General features: G+C 72.6%; 14 protein-coding genes. 6 read left to right on the top strand and 8 right to left on the bottom strand.

Annotation, left to right across the window (positions count from 1 at the left end; all coding sequences use genetic code 11):
• Positions 1-66 precede the first annotated feature (66 nt).
• From DDE18_RS05130 to DDE18_RS05120, 3 genes are all read right to left on the bottom strand, one after another.
• Entirely contained in the window at positions 67-924 is an 858-nt protein-coding gene (locus tag DDE18_RS05130) for an inositol monophosphatase family protein (protein WP_116571179.1), read from the bottom strand.
• On the bottom strand, positions 921-2,042 hold the full coding sequence (locus DDE18_RS05125; RefSeq protein ID WP_116571178.1) for a ferrochelatase: 1,122 nt from the start codon (positions 2,040-2,042) through the stop codon (positions 921-923). Before DDE18_RS05125 ends, DDE18_RS05130 begins: the two co-directional genes overlap by 4 nt.
• 126 nt (positions 2,043-2,168) lie before the next feature.
• On the bottom strand, positions 2,169-2,801 hold the full coding sequence (locus tag DDE18_RS05120) for a trimeric intracellular cation channel family protein (protein ID WP_116571501.1): 633 nt from the start codon (positions 2,799-2,801) through the stop codon (positions 2,169-2,171).
• 76 nt (positions 2,802-2,877) lie between these two features.
• Here DDE18_RS05120 and sepH point away from each other — a divergent pair, with 76 nt between their 5' ends.
• From sepH to DDE18_RS05105, 3 genes are read left to right on the top strand one after another with little or no spacing between them, the layout of a single operon-like run.
• Entirely contained in the window at positions 2,878-3,837 is a 960-nt protein-coding gene (gene sepH, locus DDE18_RS05115) for a septation protein SepH (protein ID WP_165821043.1), read from the top strand.
• A 31-nt stretch (positions 3,838-3,868) separates the two neighbouring features.
• Complete coding sequence (locus DDE18_RS05110) at positions 3,869-5,878, top strand: SDR family oxidoreductase (protein WP_116571176.1); 2,010 nt, start codon at positions 3,869-3,871, stop codon at positions 5,876-5,878.
• A gap of 10 nt (positions 5,879-5,888) precedes the next feature.
• Positions 5,889-6,728 carry an MOSC domain-containing protein gene (locus tag DDE18_RS05105; RefSeq protein WP_170313267.1) on the top strand — a complete coding sequence of 280 codons (840 nt, stop codon included), beginning with the start codon at positions 5,889-5,891 and terminating at the stop codon, positions 6,726-6,728.
• Here DDE18_RS05105 and DDE18_RS05100 read toward each other — a convergent pair.
• Complete coding sequence (locus DDE18_RS05100) at positions 6,712-7,536, bottom strand: DUF72 domain-containing protein (RefSeq protein WP_116571174.1); 825 nt, start codon at positions 7,534-7,536, stop codon at positions 6,712-6,714. The two genes, DDE18_RS05105 and DDE18_RS05100, sit on opposite strands and share 17 nt — an antisense overlap.
• A gap of 3 nt (positions 7,537-7,539) precedes the next feature.
• The gene (locus tag DDE18_RS05095; protein WP_116571500.1) at positions 7,540-8,352 is read right to left on the bottom strand and encodes a sulfurtransferase; all 813 of its coding nucleotides are present in this window, start codon (positions 8,350-8,352) and stop codon (positions 7,540-7,542) included.
• A 48-nt stretch (positions 8,353-8,400) separates the two neighbouring features.
• Here DDE18_RS05095 and DDE18_RS05090 point away from each other — a divergent pair, with 48 nt between their 5' ends.
• Together DDE18_RS05090 and DDE18_RS05085 are read left to right on the top strand one after the other, a co-directional pair.
• The gene (locus DDE18_RS05090) at positions 8,401-8,865 is read left to right on the top strand and encodes a hypothetical protein (protein WP_116571173.1); all 465 of its coding nucleotides are present in this window, start codon (positions 8,401-8,403) and stop codon (positions 8,863-8,865) included.
• 36 nt (positions 8,866-8,901) lie between these two features.
• Positions 8,902-9,549 carry a thymidine kinase gene (locus DDE18_RS05085; protein ID WP_116571172.1) on the top strand — a complete coding sequence of 216 codons (648 nt, stop codon included), beginning with the start codon at positions 8,902-8,904 and terminating at the stop codon, positions 9,547-9,549.
• 37 nt (positions 9,550-9,586) lie between these two features.
• Here the strand turns inward: DDE18_RS05085 and DDE18_RS05080 are convergent, their stop codons facing one another.
• From DDE18_RS05080 to DDE18_RS05070, 3 genes are read right to left on the bottom strand one after another with little or no spacing between them, the layout of a single operon-like run.
• On the bottom strand, positions 9,587-10,714 hold the full coding sequence (locus DDE18_RS05080; RefSeq protein WP_116571171.1) for an alkaline phosphatase family protein: 1,128 nt from the start codon (positions 10,712-10,714) through the stop codon (positions 9,587-9,589).
• Positions 10,711-11,289, bottom strand: coding sequence for a DUF5998 family protein (locus DDE18_RS05075; protein ID WP_116571170.1), 579 nt, complete (start codon positions 11,287-11,289; stop codon positions 10,711-10,713). The genes DDE18_RS05080 and DDE18_RS05075 overlap by 4 nt, the downstream gene beginning before the upstream one ends.
• 19 nt (positions 11,290-11,308) lie before the next feature.
• Entirely contained in the window at positions 11,309-14,014 is a 2,706-nt protein-coding gene (locus DDE18_RS05070) for a bifunctional acetate--CoA ligase family protein/GNAT family N-acetyltransferase (RefSeq protein ID WP_116571169.1), read from the bottom strand.
• A gap of 112 nt (positions 14,015-14,126) precedes the next feature.
• Here DDE18_RS05070 and DDE18_RS05065 point away from each other — a divergent pair, with 112 nt between their 5' ends.
• A complete protein-coding gene (locus DDE18_RS05065; RefSeq protein WP_116571168.1) occupies positions 14,127-16,604 on the top strand; it encodes a DNA gyrase/topoisomerase IV subunit A in 2,478 nt (825 codons plus the stop codon).
• Positions 16,605-16,606 lie beyond the last annotated feature (2 nt).

Raw genomic sequence — 16,606 nt, 5'->3', positions numbered from 1 at the left:
GCACCATCGCACGTGCTTCGCCAACGCGGGGCCCGACGTGTGGGCTGAACAGGGGTCGGGTCGGGCCTATTCCCCGCCGGGACGGGTGGTCCGGGCCAGGAATCCCGTCTCGGCGAGCACCGCCACGAAGGAGTCCCATCCAGCCGCCGGAGTGCCCACCAGGAGGGCCCTCTCGGGCGCGTCCGGGACGCTCTCGCGCAGGGCCCCGGCGAGCACCCCGAAGCGCCCTCCGGCCTCCTCGAGGACCAGCGAGGCGGCGGCCCAGTCCCAGAGCTGCGGCCCCTCCTCGACGTAGGCGTCGGCACTGCCCTCGGCGACGTGGCACAGGTCCAGCGCGCACGAGCCGATCCGCCGGATGTCCCGGACCCGCGGCAGCAGCCGGGTCATCCGCTCGACCTGGTGAGCCTTGACCTCGGTGCGGTAGCCGAAGCCCGTCAGGACCAGGTGCTCGGCGACCGGCGGCGTGGGACGTACGGCGAGGGGCCGACCGTCGCGGGTGGCCCCGGCGCCTCGCGCCGCGGCGTACTCCACCGTCGTGCCGATGCCGACGACTGCCCCGGCCGCGACGACCCGCGTGCCGTCGGGGCCCGGCACCTCGGCGGCAACGGACACGGCACATTCGGGGAGGCCGTAGAGGTAGTTCACGGTGCCGTCGATCGGGTCGACGATCCACCTGACCCCGCTGGTGCCGGCGTGGTCGTCGCCCTCCTCCCCGAGGATCGCGTCGTCGGGACGCGCTTCGAGCAGCCGGCGGCGGATCAGCACCTCGGAGGCCCGGTCGGCGTCGGTGACGACGTCGAGGGCGCTGCTCTTGGTGTCGGCGACGTCGATGCCGCCCAGGCGCATCTCCCGGGCCAGGGCCGCGGCCTCGCGGGCGACCTCGACCGCGAGGTCGCGCAGGCCCCGGGCGTCGACGGCGCTCATGCGGGCGACTCCTCGTCGTCGCCGCACAGCGCGGGACGGTCACCACGCGGGTTGGGGCAGCAGCCGGGCGGGCACCGGTCCGGCCAGGGCGGCAGCTCGGTGACGGTCGGCCGGACGACCGGCTCGCCCCGCTCGGCGTGCGCGCGCTCCAGCAGGAGGTCGCGGGCCATCGCGACGAAGCGCGGGTCGAGGCCGGGGGTGTCGGCGCGCACGGCCTCGATGCCCAGCTCCTTGGCGGTGGCCATCGCCTCGGTGTCGAGGTCGTAGACGACCTCCATGTGGTCGGACACGAAGCCCACCGGGACGAGCACCGCACTGGTCACCGCGCGGCGGGCGAGCGCCTCGAGGTGCTCGTTGACGTCGGGCTCGAGCCACGGGGTCGTGGGCGCGCCGGAGCGGGAGCAGTAGACGAGGTCGTGCCGGTGGCGGCGGCCGGTCTCCTGCCGGACGCGCTGCGCGACCTCGTCGGCGACGGCGCGGTGCTGGCGCTCGTAGGCCCGGCGGCCCCGGGTCGGCGGGCCACTGGTCTCCGCCATCACCTCGGGGATCGAGTGGGTCACGAAGACGAGCTCCGCGGACTCGCGCGCGCCGTCGGGGAGCTCGGCGAGGGCGGTCAGCGTGGCGTCGACGACGGGCTCCACGAAGCCGGGGTGGTTGAAGAAGGGGCGCAGCTTGTCCAGCTCGGGCGCGCCCTCCACCTCGGCGGCGGCGTCGAACAGGTCCTCGCGGTACTGCCGGCACGAGGAGTAGGACGAGTAGGCGGACGTGGTCAGCACCGCCGCCCGGCGCACGCCGTCGTCGCGCATCTGCCGCAGCGTGTCCGCGAGGAACGGGTGCCAGTTGCGGTTGCCCCAGTAGACGGGGAGGTCGAGCCCGTTGCCGACCAGGTCCTCGCGGATCGCCGCCATCAGGGCGCGGTTCTGGTCGTTGATCGGGCTGCGGCCGCCGAAGAGGAAGTAGTGCTGCCCGACCTCCTCGAGCCGCTCCCGCGGGATGCCCCGGCCGCGGGTCACCCGCTCCAGGAACGGCACGACGTCCTCGGGCTGCTCGGGCCCGCCGAACGAGAGCAGCAGGAGGGCGTCGTACGGCGTCGCGTCGGGACCGTCGGTGGACGTCATGCGGCCAGCCTAGTGAGGGCGTCGAGCCGCTGGCCTCCGGACCGTGACCGGGTCGCGGAACTGGGCAGGCACCGCGGGTGTTCGCCAACGCCTGCCTGCGGCGCGTCCTCGGCGACTGAGGCGTCCCTAGACGCTCGCCGGGCCGGAGGGCAGTGGGGCCTTCCAGTCCCTCACCATCGCCACGAGGCGGAAGACCAGGCACACCCCGAAGCCGGCCAGGGCGACGACGAGCTGCGGCTGCCCGACCCGGTCGAGGAGGACGGCGATCGCGGCGCCGGCGAGCGCCGGCGTGGCGTAGAGGTGGCCCAGGAAGACCATCGGGACCCGGCCGGCGAGCACGTCTCGGAGCATGCCGCCGCCGATGCCGGTGATCATTCCCAGCAACGCCGCCGGCACCGGTCCGAGGCCGAACGCCACCGCCTTGAGCGCACCGGTCACGCAGAAGAGCGAGAGGCCGAAGGCGTCGAGCACGTTGACGCCCCGCTCGAGCCGCCCCACGGTCGGGTGGAAGAGGAACGTGACGAGCCCGCCCGCCACCGGCACCATCAGGTAGCGCCAGTCGGCCAGCGCGGCGGGTGGGGTGGCGCCGATCAGCACGTCGCGCACGAAACCGCCGCCGAGCCCGGTGACCCCGGCCAGCACCAGTGCGCCGAAGATGTCGAGGCGCTTGCGCACCGCCACCAGCGCGCCGGTGACCGCGAAGACGAAGATGCCCAGGAGGTCGAGGGCGACGAGGAAGGGCGAGGGCTCAGGGGGCACGGAGCGGCACGCTATCCGCAGGCACGCCGCTCACGTAGCCGCGCCGGCCTCGCCCGCTGGCGTAGGCTCGTCCGACATGGCACACCTCACGCTCGCCGGGCGAAGCAAGGACGGCAAGCGCCTCCTGCTCGTCGACGACCGTGGGACCGAGCACACCCTCGACATCGACGCCCCGCTCAAGGCCGCCGTCCGCGGTGAGACCACCCGCCTCGGTCAGTTGGAGATCCAGATGGAATCAGCCCTCCGCCCCCGCGACATCCAGGCCCGCATCCGGGCCGGCGAGTCACCCGAGTCGGTGGCGCAGGCGGCGCAGACCACCGTCGACCGGATCATGGTCTACGCGGGTCCGGTGATGGACGAGCGTGCCCACGTCGCCCAGCGGGCGCAGACCTCCTCCGTACGCCGCAAGTCGGGCGACACGGGCGCCCGCACCCTGGGCCAGGCCGTGGCCGCCCAGCTCCGGGCCGTCAACGTCGACCCCGACTCGGTCGAGTGGGACGCCTGGCGGCGCGAGGACGGGCGCTGGACGCTGAGTGGCGCCTTCACCGCCGGCAAGCGCAAGGGCAGCGCGACGTTCTCCTACGACGTGCGCGGCAACTTCGTCACCCTGGAGGACGACGACGCCCGCTGGCTGGTCGGCGACCAGCCCACCAGGGTGGAAGGGCCCTCGCGCGACGACCTCGAGCAGGCCCGCCGGCGCAGGCTGTCCGCGGTGCCGGGTGACGACGCCGACGAGCTGCCGCTGGGTGAGGACGCGATCGAGCTGGTCTCCCCCGAGCCGCCTCGTCCCGAGGAGCCCAGCGCCGCCGAGACGACGCTCGACCTCAGCGAGACCGCCGGTCTGGGTGCCGAGCAGCCGGTCGAGGCGTTCCTCGACGACGACGAGCCGGAGGCCCCGCGCGAGGAGAGGGCCGGGGAGGCGCGTGCCTCCGAGCCCCCGGCCCGCCGCCCCGCCCGCAAGACCCGCGGCCGGGCCTCGGTGCCGAGCTGGGACGAGATCATGTTCGGGGGCCCGGGCGAGTCTGGACGCTCCTGACAGGCCGCCTACTCCTGAGTAGTCTCCCGCCATGTCCTACTTCGTGACTGGCGCTACGGGCTTCATCGGCCGGCATCTCGTCGAGGAGCTCCTCGACCACCGCGACGGGGACGTCTTCGTCCTCTGCCGTCCCGGCTCGATGGGCCGCCTGGAGACGCTGATGCGTCGCTGGGACAGCAGCCGGGTGGTCCCCGTGACGGGTGACCTGGCCGAGCCCGGCCTGGGCGTCGACCCCGAGTGGGTCGCCGAGCACGCCGACACGATCGACCACTTCTTCCACCTCGCGGCGATCTACGACATGACCGCCGACGACGACAGCAACGAGCGGCTCAACGTCGGCGGCACCCGCAACGCCCTCGACCTCGCCGACGCCCTGAGGCCCGGCTGCTTCCACCACGTCTCGAGCGTGGCGGTGGCCGGCGACTACCGCGGCACCTTCGACGAGACCATGTTCGAGGAGGGGCAGGGCCTGCACTCGCCCTACCACCGCACCAAGTACGAGTCGGAGAAGGTCGTCCGCACCGAGGGCGCAGTCCCGTGGCGGGTCTACCGCCCGGCCATCGTGGTCGGCCACTCCGAGAGCGGAGCGATGGACAAGGTCGACGGCCCCTACTACTTCTTCCCGCTGCTGAAGGGCCTCCGCGACCACCTGCCCGCCTGGTTGCCGCTCGTCGGCGTCGACCTCGGCGACACCAACGTCGTGCCGGTGGACTACGTCGCCAAGGCGATGGACCACCTGGCGCACGTCCCCGGTCACGACGGTGAGACCTTCCACCTGGTCAATCCCGAGCCGCAGCCGGTGGTGGACACCCTCAACCTGTTCTGCCGGGCCGCCGGCGCGCCCCAGTTCGCCACGCCGGTCGACCGCCGCGCCACGTCCGCCGGCCTGCTCGGCCTCATCCCCCGCGCCCTGCGCCCCTCGTCGTACGTCGGGGCGCTGGTGCGGTCAGGTCCCGCTCAGCTGCTGCTCGACCAGACGATCGGGCGCCTCGGCATCCCTGCCGAGGTGCTCGGGCACACCAGCTTCCCCACCGTCTTCGACTCGCGACGGACGGAGAAGGCGCTATCGGGCTCCGGCGTCGCCGTGCCGGACCTGGAGTCCTATGCGCGCACCCTGTGGGGCTACTGGGAGGACCACCTCGACGAGAGCACGGGCCGCAACCCCGCCAACCGGGCCGCGCTGGCGGGCAAGCACGTCGTGATCACCGGGGCCTCGTCGGGCATCGGCCAGGTCACCGCGCTCAAGGTCGCGCAGTGCGGCGGCATCCCGGTGCTGGTGGCCCGCGGCAAGGACAAGCTCGAGGAGACGCGTTCGCTCATCGAGATGCGCGGCGGGCAGGCCCACGTCTACCCCTGCGACCTCTCCGACCTCGAGGCGATCGACCTGCTCTGCGAGCAGGTCACGACCGAGCTGCCGTCGGTGGACTTCGTGGTCAACAACGCCGGCCGCTCGATCCGCCGCTCGCTGCACCTCTCGCAGGACCGCTTCCACGACTTCGAGCGCACGATGCAGCTCAACTACTTTGGCGCCATCCGCCTGGTGATGGGGCTGATCCCGATGATGAAGGAGCAGAGGTCGGGCCACATCGTCAACGTGAGCTCGATCGGTGTGCAGACCAACCCGCCCCGCTTCTCGGCGTACGTCGCCTCCAAGTCGGCGCTCGACTCCTGGAGCAACGTCGTGGCCAGCGAGGTCGTCGGCAACGGCATCACGTTCACCAACATCCACATGCCGCTGGTGCGGACGCCGATGATCGCGCCGACCAGGATCTACGACAAGTTCCCGACCATCTCCCCCGCGCAGGCGGCCGACCTGCTGGTCAAGGCGATGGTGGAGAAGCCGCACGAGATCAACACGATGCTCGGCAACGCCGGCGCGATCGCGCACACGGTGGCGCCGAAGGCGTCCTTCCGGTTGCTCAACATGGCCTACCACGTGTTCCCCGACTCCGCCGCGGCGAGGGGCCAGGCGGGCGAGCCGGGTGCGCGCGAGAGCGAGCAGATCATGCTCGCCAAGGTGTTCAAGGGCGTGCACTGGTAGGAATGCCTCCGTGAGGCTCACGGGGATCGCTGTCCATCCGGTCAAGAGCACGGCCATCCGGCCGCTGCCGGCGTCGGAGGTGCTGCCGCGCGGCCTCGCCGACGACCGGTCGTGGATCGTGGTCGACGGCGCCGGTGCAGCGGTGACCGCGCGCGAGGCACACGCGCTTCTCGCGGTCGTGGCCGACACCCCGGCAACCTGGCCCGGCCTCGGTGCCGCCCTGCGGCTGCGCGCCCCCGGCCTCGACGCGCTCCACGTCGGCCTGCCGGCCGGCGACCCGGTGCCCGTCCGCCTGTTCTCCCGCGAGCTCCGGGGCATACCGGCTGGGGTGGAGGCCGACGCCTGGCTGTGCAAGGCGCTGGGCCGCGACGACCTCCGCCTCGTCTGGTGCGACGACCCGACCCGGCGGCGGCTCAACCCCGTCTACACCCGCGAGGGCGACCACACGGCGTACGCCGACGGCTATCCGGTCACCCTGGCCTCGACGGCTTCGCTCGCCCGCCTCAACGACTGGGTCGCCGAGACCGCCGTCGAGCGCGGTGAGGAGCCGGTAGCCGTGCCGATGGAGCGGTTCCGGCCCAACCTCGTGGTCGACGGCAACGAGCCGTTCGCCGAGGACGGCTGGAGCCGTGTGCAGGTGGGCGAGGTGCGGCTGCGGATGGCCAAGCCGTCGGATCGCTGCGTGCTGACGACCGTCGACCTCGACACCCTCGAGACGGGCAAGGAGCCGATCCGCACGCTGGCACGCCACCGGCGGGCGGCCGACGGCACCGTGCTCTTCGCCGTCAACCTGATCCCCGAGACCACCGGGCGCATCACGCTCGGCGACGAGGTCACCGTCCTCGACTGACGCGCTCGAGCAGCCGCATCGCGTCGTGCGGCGCGTGGCCCTTGACGTCGTTGTCGAAGTAGACGAACACGTCCTGCTCCCCCGCCCACCCGCGGACCTTCTTCGCCCACCCGTCGAGCGAGCGGTCGCCGTAGCCACTGGCGTAGAGCTCCTTGTCGCCGTGCAGCCGCACGTAGCGGAAGTCCGCGGTGTCCGCCTCGACCTTCGGCCAGCGCCCGGCGGTGTCGGCCAGGACGCAGGCGACCTCGTGCTTCCTGAGGATCCGGCACGCCTCCGCGACATCGAAGGTCTTGCTGCGGAACTCCAGGGCGTGCTTGACCTTCCGTTCGGCGTCGGTCTCCAGGTGCAGCCGGTCTCCGGAGAGCCGGTCGTCGTGCTTCTTGGCCAGCTCGACGGCCTCGGTCGTCGTGCGCGGCAGCCGGCCCAGGAAGTCGTCGAGGAGCTGCGCGTCGAACTTCAGGTTCTCCGGCAGCTGCCACAGGATCGGCCCGAGCTTGGGGCCGAGCGCGAGCACGCCGGAGGCGAAGAAGTTGGCCAGCGGCGCCTCGACGTCGCGCAGCCGCTTGAGGTGGGTGATGAAGCGGCCGCCCTTCACCGCGAAGACGAAGTCGTCGGGCACCTCGTCGTGCCACTTCCGGTAGGACGACGGCCGCTGCAGCGAGTAGAACGAGCCGTTGATCTCGATCGACGTAAGGTGCGTCGCGGCATACTCCAGCTCGCGGCGGTGCGGCAGCCCCTTGGGGTAGAAGTCGCCGCGCCACCTCGGGTAGGTCCACCCGGAGATGCCGATGCGGACGTCGCCGCCCATGCGTCAGGCCCGCTCCACCGGGCGGTCGGGATCGGTGATCCAGCCGCTCCAGCTGCCGGGGTAGAGCGCCGCGGCGATGTCGGCGACCTCCATCGCGAGGATGTCGTGGGTGGCGGTCACGCCGGAGCCGCAGTACGCCGCGACACGGGCGCCGTCCCGCGCGCCGGCCGCCTCGTAGAGGCTCCTCAGCGTGGCGGGGTCCTTGAAGCGGCCGTCCTCCCCCACGTTGTCCGTGGTCGGCACGTTGACGGCTCCCGGGATGTGGCCCGCCACCGGGTCGACCGGCTCGATGTCGCCGCGGTAGCGCTCGGGGGCGCGTGCGTCGACCAGGACGTCGATGCCGGGGACCTCGTCGGCCTCCACCTTCGGCATCCCCTTGGTCGGGCTCGCGGTGAAGTCACCCTCCCCCTGCTCGCGGTCACCCGTCTCGACCTGCCCACCCGCTGCCAGCCAGGCGGGCCACCCGCCGTCGAGCACCCGGACGTCGTGGTGGCCGTGGTGGCGCAGCAGCCACCAGGCGCGGGCGGCAGCGCGCCCCTGCCACGCGTCGTACACGACGACGGGGCGGTCCATCGAGACCCCGGCCCGGCGCATCGCCTGCTCGAACCTGGCCTCCTCCGGCAGCGGGTGACGCCCGCCGGCGCCCGGCGGGTCGGCGAGGTCGGCGTCCATGTCGACGAAGCGCGCGCCCGGGACGTGGCCCGCGACGTAGTCGGCGTGGCCGGGCGGTCCGCCCAGCTGGTAGCGGACGTCGAGGACCGTGACCTCGTCCAGCCGTTCGGCCAGCTCGTCGGCGGAGATCAGTGGACCCGTCATGTCGTCATCCTGCCGCACCCCGACCGGAGGCACCGCTACCGTGAGCACATGCGCTGGGAATGGGGGAAGGGCGACGTCCTGCTCGCCGACGGCCAGGTGATGGGTGGCGTGCGGAAGGCGCTGCTGCGCACCCGGGCCGAGGTGGAGGTCGACGGCCAGGTGTGGGCGTTCCGGGCGGAGGGCCGCGAGCTGAGGGGCTTCCAGGGCGACACCCCGCTGCTGCGGGCCCACCGGCCGACGTTCTTCTCGGCGACGCAGGAGATCACCACGCCGACCGGCATCTACAGGCTCGAGCGGGCCGGGTGGCTCAGCAGCCGGCTGCGGCTCCTGCGCGACGGCGTCCCCGTCGGCGAGGTCGGCAAGGCCTCGTCGTGGGGCAACCGGCCCGTGCTGGAGACGACGCAGGACCTGCCCGCCGAGGACGCCGTCTTCGTGCTGTGGGTGGCCCACGTGCTGCGCAGCCGGGACGACGGCGGCGCGTCGGCTGCCACGACGGGCGGCGCGGCTACGTGACGTCGCGCAGGTCCGCTGTGGGAGGATCGTCGCCTCATGGCAGAGCTGCACTTCTTCACCGGCACGATGGACAGCGGCAAGTCCACACTCGCCCTCCAGACCAACCACAACCACGCGGCGCGGGGCCGGATCGGGCGGATCTTCACCGCCCACGACCGCGCCGGTGAGTCGGTGCTCTCCAGCCGGCTCGGCCTGACGCACGAGGCCCTGGAGGTGACCGAGGACTTCGACTTCTGGCACTACGTCGTGCGCTCCCTCACCCAGGGCGCCCGGATCGACTACCTGATCTGCGACGAGGCCCAGTTCTACACGCGCGAGCAGATCGACCAGCTCGCGAAGGTCGTCGACGAGCTGCAGATGGACGTCTTCGCCTTCGGCATCCTCACCGACTTCCGGTCGCTGATGTTCCCCGGCAGCGCCCGGCTCGTGGAGCTCGCCGACCGGATGAACGTCCTCCAAGTCGAGGCGCTGTGCTGGTGCGGCAAGCGCGCCACCCACAACGCCCGCACCGTCGACGGCGTGATGGTGACCGAGGGCGACGTGGTCGTGGTCGGCGATGTCGACCAGGCCGAGCCGGCGGAGGTCGCCTACGAGGTGCTCTGCCGCCAGCACCACCGCCGCCGGCTCACCGCGGAGCGCGCCAAGGCGGTCTCGCTGGCGCCCGAGCCGCTGCCGTTCGGCTGACGCGCCGCGCCGTACGACCTGGGCCGCACCCCCGGCTTCAGTCGACGAGGATCGGGATCAGCATCTCGGCAGCGGTGAGCGAGCCGTGCAGCCCGACGAGCGTCTTCTCGTAGGGGAACTCGACCGTCGACACGATCGCCGCGTCGTCGCGGCAGGCGACCACCACGTCGCCGATCCGCGGCAGCACCGAGGGGGTCAGGGCGCCGAACCAGCCGCGCAGCGCAACCTCGTCGCGGGTCAGCACCTCGGCCCGGGAGCCCAGCACCTCGCGCCAGGTGGCGGCGACGTCCGCGACGGCCCCGCGGGCGCAGTAGAGGTGGCGGAACCGCGCCTCCCCGCCGAGCAGGGCCACGCCGTCGCGCAGCTCGGTGACCTCGTCGACGTCGATGCGCGACGAAGTCGGGCTGTCGACCATCCCGTGGTCGGCGACCACCAGGAGGCGCACGGACGCGGGCAGCGCCTCGCGCATCTGCTCGGCCTCCGCGTCGACCATGGCCAGCTGCTGGAGCCACTGGGTCGACGCGACGCCGAACTTGTGGCCCGTCCAGTCGAGGTCGGAGTCGTAGACGTAGGTCAGCGACGGCCGCCCACCCGCGGCGGCCACGACGGCCGCGATCCGCTCGCCGACGCGGTCGGCCCCGACGTACTCCGCCCCCCGGTGGGCCGCGATGGTCAGGCCGGTGCCGTTGAACTCGCGCTTGTTGATGACCGTCACCTGCACGCCGCCCGCCACCAGCCGCGCGAACGCCGTCGGGTGCGGCTGCCACTCGACCGGGTCGACGTCCTTGTCCCACCACAGGTGGTTGAGCAGCCGGTCGGTGCCGGGGATGCGCGCGGTGAAGCCGACCAGGCCGTGGCTGCCGGGCGTGAGCGCGGTGCCGAGCGAGGTGAGGCTCGTCGCGGTGGTCGAAGGGACGCCCGCGGTGCCGGTCGTGCTGCCCTCGACCAGGGAGGAGAGGTACGGCGCGGCGTGGGCGTAGCGGCGCAGCAGCTCGGCGCCCAGGCCGTCGACGAGGAAGAGGACGTACGACGCGGCGTCGGGGAGTACGAGCCCCGATGGCGCGACCAGGCCGTCCGAGGCCGAGCCGCCGAGGGCCCGCGCCACCGCGGGCACGACGTCGCCAAGGGAGCGCACGCCGTAGGCCGGCTCCGTGAACGCGGTCACGTGGAGTGGGTGCTGGCGGACAGGGACTCGGCGAACGACAGCAGCCCGTCGACGGCCTGGCGGCCCTCGGCCGCGGCCGAGACGCGGAGCGAGAAGTCGTCGCCCGCGATCATGCCGGTGTAGCCGTGGTCGGCCTCGCACTGCGGGTCCGAGCAGCCGGCGGGCTCGAGGTCGACGCGCCCCACTCCGCCCCAGCCGATCGTGAGCACCACCTCGGCGGCGGGCGCAGGACCGCTCGTGGGGTTGGCGACCATCCGGGTCACCACCACGGAGCGCACCGCCGACAGGGCGATCGCCTCGGTCGAGGTGGACGTGTAGGGCTCGGGCAGCAGGTCGTCGCCGGGGTGCTCGTCGGTGTGGGCCACGATCAGCCGGCTCGGCGTCAGCACGACCACCGTCAGATGGCGGCGCACCTCGTCGCGGTCGAACGTCGGCTCGTGGTGGACGTAGAAGTCGGTGACGTCCTCCCCCGCGAGGGCGGAGAGGACACCGTCGGCGACGACCTCCGGGTAGTAGCCCGTGCGCTCGATGGCCGTGCGGAGGTCATCGGCGCGGTCGGACGTCTTGTTGCGCATGTCCGGAGTCTTTCACGCCCTACTCGGGCAGGGTGTCGCCCGGTGGTGTGGAGAGCCGCCGCACGAACCAGTCCGACCTCGGGTCGATCACCGGCTCGATCCGCATCGAGGCGCCGAGCACCGACGTGCCCTCCGCGCCGGCGAGGACCAGCGGCAGCTCGAGGGACCGGATCTGCGGCAGGTCGTGCTGGAGCTGGGCCACCCGGCGCACCAGCCGCTCGATCTCGGAGACGTCGACGATCTCGCTGCCGCGGTAGCCGAACAGCAGCGGTGAGGCCTTGATCTCGCGGACCATGTCCTGGGCGTCGTGCTCGGCCAGCGGCGGGATCCGGAAGGACCGGTCTCCCAGCAGCTCGGTGAGCGGGCCCCCGATGCCGAAGGAGATGACGGGGCCGAACAACGGGTCCTCCAGGGAGGAGATCCCGATGGGTACGCCGGGGGGCGCGTTCTCCTGCACCACGAACCCGGCCCGCTCGGGCTCGGTGATCACCGCGTTGAGCGCGTCCCAGGCGTGCTGCATGTCCTCGGGCGCGTCGAGGTTGCGGCGCACGTGCGCCAGGTCGGGGCGGTGCCGGAGGTGCTCGGCCGTGGCCTTGAGCACCACGCCCCAGCCGAGCCGCTTGCCCGCCTCCACGGCCTCCTCGAGGCTGGCGACCGCGATGGTCTCCCAGAGGTCGATGCCGTAGGCCGCCAGCAGCTCCTGCTGCTCGGAGAACTCCAGGTCATGGCCCTCGGGGTGGTGCATGAGCAGCTCGTTGACCAGCCGGCGTGCGGCCTGCCGGTCCACCAGCTCCTCGTCGGCGGGCGGCTTCGACGGCGTGCGCAGCCACACGGCGTACTCCACGACGTGCGCCAGCGCCCGCACCGCCGCCTCGACGGCCGGATAGGACGGCACCGAGCCGCGGCCGGCGCTGGAGCCGGCGACGTCGGGGACGCGGAGCAGCTCGGGCACGCCCTCGGCGCCGAGGAAGGTGGTGACGATCGGCTTGTCGCTCTGCTCGCCGACCGCGGCGAGCACGTTGGCGACGTCCTCGCCGGAGACGTTGAGCGGCGGGATGTAGATGACGGTGACGGCGTCGACGTCGGGATCGTCGATGGCGGCGTCGAGGGCGTCCTCGAACTCCTCGGCACCCGCGTCCACGCCCAGGGCGACCTGCTTGTTGACGACCAGGCCGACCGCGGCCGCCGCGTCCGCGGCGAGGAGGCCCAGGGCGTCGGAGTTGCCGACCACGGCGACGCGGCGCCCGCGCGGCAGCGGCTGGTGGGCGAGCAGCTGGGCGACGTCGAACATCTCCTCCAGCGTGTCGACCTGGATGACACCGGCCTGGCGGAACATCGCGTCCACGGCCTGTCCCGGCGCCGCGATCTTGCGGACCGCGTGGCCCATCGGCACGCCCTGCGACGCACGGCCCGAGCGCACCGCGATGATCGGCTTGCGCCGGCTCACCCGGCGGGCGACGCGGGAGAACTTGCGCGGGTTGCCGATGGACTCGAGGTAGAGCAGCACGACCTCGGTGGCGTCGTCGTCCTCCCAGTACTGCAGCAGGTCGTTGCCGGACACGTCGGCGCGGTTGCCGGCGGAGACGAACGTCGTGAGGCCCAGGCCGCGGTTGTTGACCTTCTCCAGGATCGCCGAGCCGAGGGCACCGGACTGGCAGAAGAAGCCGGCGCGGCCACGCGGCGGCATCACGGCGGAGAGGGACGCGTTGAGCCTGATCTCGGGGTCGGTGTTGATGACGCCGAGGGCGTTGGGGCCGATCAGCCGGAGTCCGTAGGAGCGGGACAGCCCGACCAGGCGGCGCTGGCGGTGGCGGCCTTCCTCGCCGGTCTCGGCGAAGCCGGAGGAGATGACGACCAGGCCGTGCACGCCCTTGGCAGCGCAGTCGAGCACCACGTCGTGCACGGCGTCGGCGGGCACCGCGACGATCGCGACGTCGACCTCGCCGGGGATGTCGCCGACCGACGAGTACGCCGGCATGCCGGCCACGCTGCCCGCGCTGGGGTTGACGACGTAGACCCGGCCGGTGAAGTCGCCGAGCACCAGGTTGCGGACCAGGGCGCGGCCGATGGTCTCCTGCCGCCGGCTGGCGCCGATCACGGCCACGGAGCGCGGCCGGAAGAAGCGCTCGATGCTCGCCGACTCCGCACGGTGCTCACGCTGCTGCATCACGCCGATGGCGGTGTCGGTGGGGTCGATGCGGAACTCCAGCTCGATCACACCGTCGTCCAGCTGGCTGGTCACGCGGTAGCCGGCGTCCTTGAAGGTGCGGATCATCGGCTGGTTGTCGGGGAGCACCTCCGCGATGAACGTCTCGATCCCCCGCTCGCGGCCGGCCTGGGCGAGGTGCTCGAGCAGCAGCTGGCCGATGCCCCGGCCCTGGTGCCTGTCCTCGACGAGGAAGGCGACCTCCGCCTTGGTGCTGTCGAGGGCGTCGTAGCGGCCGACGGCGATCATCTCGTCGCCGACGGTGAGGATGAACGCCACCCGGTTGACGTGGTCGACGTGCGTGAAGCGCTCGACGTCCTTGTCGGACAGCGTCGGCATCGGCGAGAAGAACCGGTAGTACTTCGACTCCTCCGAGACACGGGAGTAGAAGTCGACGAGCAGCTGCTCGTCCTCGCCGCGGATCGGCCGGATGTGGGCGGTGCGTCCGTCGCGCAGGAGGACGTCGGCCTCCCAGTGCCGCGGCGGCGGAGCGCTCTCCTGCCCGGGTGCGTCGGTCACGCCCGCAATCTATCGGAGCGATGGGCGCTCCCGGCGGCCGAGTCTCCCCTCCGAACGCCTCCTCGGCGTGGCCGCCGTCGATCCCGTGGGAGCGGCAGGGAGAATGCCCCGCATGGCACGACGTACGACCAAGCAGCCTCTCCCCGACGACTTCGAGGAGCACATCCTCGACACCGACATCAAGCAGGAGATGGAGGCGTCGTTCCTGGAGTATGCCTACTCGGTCATCTACTCCCGGGCGCTGCCCGACGCGCGCGACGGCCTCAAGCCGGTGCAGCGCCGCATCCTCTACACGATGGACGAGATGGGGCTGCGGCCCGACCGCGGTCACGTCAAGAGCGCCCGCGTGGTCGGCGAGGTGATGGGCAAGCTGCACCCGCACGGCGACGGCGCGATCTACGACGCGCTCGTCCGGATGGCCCAGCCGTGGTCGATGCGGGTGCCCTTCATCGACGGCCACGGAAACTTCGGTAGTCCTGACGACTCTCCGGCGGCCATGCGCTACACCGAGTGCCGGATGGCGCCCGCAGCCGTCGCGATGACCGCCTCGATCGACGAGGACACCGTCGACTTCAAGCCCAACTACGACTCCCGCGAGATGGAGCCGGTGGTCCTCCCGTCGGCGATCCCCAACCTGATCGTCAACGGGACCACCGGCATCGCGGTCGGCATGGCCACCAACATCGCGCCGCACAACCTGGTCGAGGTCGTCCAGGCGCTGCGGCACCTGATCAGCCACCCCGGCGCGACCCTCGACGACCTGATGCGCTTCATCCCCGGCCCCGACCTGCCGACGGGCGGCAAGATCGTCGGCCTCGACGGGGTGCGCGACGCCTACGAGACCGGCCGCGGCTCCTTCAGGATGCGCGCCACGGCCCGCGTCGAGTCGGTCACCGCCCGGCGCAAGGGCATCGTGGTCACCGAGCTGCCGTACGGCGTGGGCACCGAGCGCGTCGTCGAGCGGATCAAGGCCCTCGTGCTGGCCAAGAAGCTGCAGGGCATCTCCGACATCAAGGACCTCACCGACCGCGCCCACGGCCTGCGCCTGGTGATCGAGGTGAAGAACGGGTTCGTGCCCGAGGCCCTGCTGGAGCAGCTCTACAAGCTGACCCCGATGGAGGACTCCTTCGGGATCAACACCGTCGCCCTCGTCGACGGCCAGCCCCGCACGCTCGGCCTCAAGGAGCTGCTCGAGGTCTTCCTCCAGCACCGCTTCGACGTCGTACGCCGCCGCTCGGCGTTCCGGCGCGGCAAGGCCGCCGACCGGCTGCACCTGGTCGAGGGCCTGCTGGTCGCGATCCTCGACATCGACGAGGTGATCCAGCTGATCCGCTCCAGCGACGACGCCGGCCAGGCCAAGGAGCGGCTGAGGGACGTCTTCGACCTCAGCGACGCGCAGGCGACGTACATCCTGGAGATGCAGCTGCGCCGCCTCACGAAGTTCAGCCGGATCGAGCTGGAGAAGGAGAAGACCGAGCTGGAGCGCCAGATCGAGGAGCTCGACGCGATCCTCGGCGACGACAAGCTGCTCCGCAAGGTCGTCTCCGACGAGCTGGCCGGGGTCGCCAAGACCTACGGCACTCCGCGGCGCACGGTGCTGCTCGCCTCCGCCGGCACCACCGTGTCGGCGTCCGCCGCGCCGCTCGAGGTGGCCGACGACCCGTGCTTCGCCTACCTGTCCTCCTCCGGCCTGCTCGCCCGCACCAGCAGCGACGCCCGCCCCGGCCACGGCGAGGGCCGCGCCAACCACGACGTCGTCGTCTCCGCAGTCCGTACGACGGCGCGCGGCGAGGTCGGCGTGCTCACCTCACGCGGCCGGCTCGTCAAGCTGGGCGTGCTCGACATGCCGGAGCTGCCCGACTCGGCCAACGACCCCAACCTGCAGGGCGGCCTGCCGCTCAGCGAGGTCCTGCCGCTGGACCCCGGCGAACGGGCCCTGGCGCTGACCTCCCTGGCGACCGACGGACCGGGGCTCGCGCTCGGCACCCGGGACGGCGTGGTCAAGCGGGTGAACCCGGAGGTGCTCGGCCGGGACGAGTGGGAGGTCATCTCGCTCAAGGAGGGTGACGAGGTGGTCGGCGCCGTCGAGCTGGCCACCGGCACCGAGACGCTGTGCTTCATCACCTCCGACGCCCAGCTGCTCCACTTCGGCGCCGAGGGCGTGCGCCCCCAGGGCCGCTCCGGCGGTGGCATCGCCGGCGTGCGGCTGACGGCCGGGGAGCGGGTCGTCTTCTTCGGGTCGCTCGATCCCGCGGCGTCGGTGGTCGTCACTGCCTCCGGGTCGTCGACCGCCCTGCCCGGCACCGAGGCAGGCGCCGTCAAGGTCACCCCGTTCAGCGAATACCCCGCCAAGGGCCGCGCCACCGGCGGCGTGCGCTGCCACCGGTTCCTCAAGGGCGAGGACACCCTCGTCGCGGCGTGGGCCGGGCCCGCCCCGGCGCGTGCCGCCGCCGACAGCGGCGCGCCGATCGTGCTGCCCGAGGCCAACGGCAAGCGCGACGGCTCGGGCCTGCCCGGATCCCAGCCGATCGCCGCCGTCGCGGGCCCGGTCGCGCTGCAGCTGGCGGCGGCCGACGCTGTGGAAGGCTGACG

The sequence above is a fragment of the Nocardioides gansuensis genome (genome assembly GCF_003076135.1).
In the GTDB taxonomy this organism is placed as follows: domain Bacteria; phylum Actinomycetota; class Actinomycetes; order Propionibacteriales; family Nocardioidaceae; genus Nocardioides; species Nocardioides gansuensis.
Note: the sequence above shows the minus strand (reverse complement) of the source record. Positions and strands in the feature narration are given on the sequence as shown.

Bases quoted from the DNA above. Each gene is read 5' to 3' on its own strand.
- DDE18_RS05090 (WP_116571173.1), top strand. From the start codon at position 8,401: ATGCGCTGGGAATGGGGGAAGGGCGACGTCCTGCTCGCCGACGGCCAG.
- DDE18_RS05130 (WP_116571179.1), bottom strand. From the start codon at position 924: ATGAGCGCCGTCGACGCCCGGGGCCTGCGCGACCTCGCGGTCGAGGTC.
- DDE18_RS05095 (WP_116571500.1), bottom strand. From the start codon at position 8,352: ATGACGGGTCCACTGATCTCCGCCGACGAGCTGGCCGAACGGCTGGAC.
- DDE18_RS05100 (WP_116571174.1), bottom strand. From the start codon at position 7,536: ATGGGCGGCGACGTCCGCATCGGCATCTCCGGGTGGACCTACCCGAGG.
- DDE18_RS05110 (WP_116571176.1), top strand. From the start codon at position 3,869: ATGTCCTACTTCGTGACTGGCGCTACGGGCTTCATCGGCCGGCATCTC.
- DDE18_RS05075 (WP_116571170.1), bottom strand. From the start codon at position 11,289: ATGCGCAACAAGACGTCCGACCGCGCCGATGACCTCCGCACGGCCATC.
- DDE18_RS05065 (WP_116571168.1), top strand. From the start codon at position 14,127: ATGGCACGACGTACGACCAAGCAGCCTCTCCCCGACGACTTCGAGGAG.
- DDE18_RS05085 (WP_116571172.1), top strand. From the start codon at position 8,902: ATGGCAGAGCTGCACTTCTTCACCGGCACGATGGACAGCGGCAAGTCC.
- sepH (WP_165821043.1), top strand. From the start codon at position 2,878: ATGGCACACCTCACGCTCGCCGGGCGAAGCAAGGACGGCAAGCGCCTC.
- DDE18_RS05125 (WP_116571178.1), bottom strand. From the start codon at position 2,042: ATGACGTCCACCGACGGTCCCGACGCGACGCCGTACGACGCCCTCCTG.